This window comes from Klebsiella sp. HN106 (genome assembly GCF_051209435.1).
GTDB lineage: Bacteria > Pseudomonadota > Gammaproteobacteria > Enterobacterales > Enterobacteriaceae > Klebsiella > Klebsiella oxytoca.
Window position 1 is genome coordinate 1 of the sequence record NZ_JBLURD010000124.1, and the last position, 392, is coordinate 392.

Sequence of the window (392 nt, forward strand, 5' to 3'; positions counted from 1 at the left end):
GAGTGTTATATCACTCATCTAACGCGAAATAGCTCACAAAAATACACCCATACGTGATGAATGCAAAACATAATTCCAATTAATTTTTAACTTAAGGATTTTACGCTATTTTTATGGCTTCCCCTGCCGCGGGGAAGAGGAAGCCGCTGCTGTTTAGATAATGTCCAGCAGTTCAACTTCGAAGATCAGGGTGCTGAACGGAGGAATCGATGCGCCAGCGCCGCGCTCACCGTAGGCGAGGTTGTGCGGGATCGTCAGTTCCCATTTGGAACCTACCGGCATCAGAGTCAGCGCTTCAATCCAGCCGCCGATCACGCCGGTCACCGGGAATTCAGCCGGTTCACCGCGAGCGACGGAGCTGTCGAAGACGGTGCCGTCGATCAGTTTGCCAG

General features: G+C 51.8%; 1 pseudogene. It reads right to left on the bottom strand.

The features are described 5' to 3' along the window. Nucleotides 1–153: 153 nt before the first annotated feature. Nucleotides 154–392 (bottom strand): annotated as a pseudogene (gene fklB / locus ACSIPU_RS30625) (FKBP-type peptidyl-prolyl cis-trans isomerase); the annotation flags it as partial.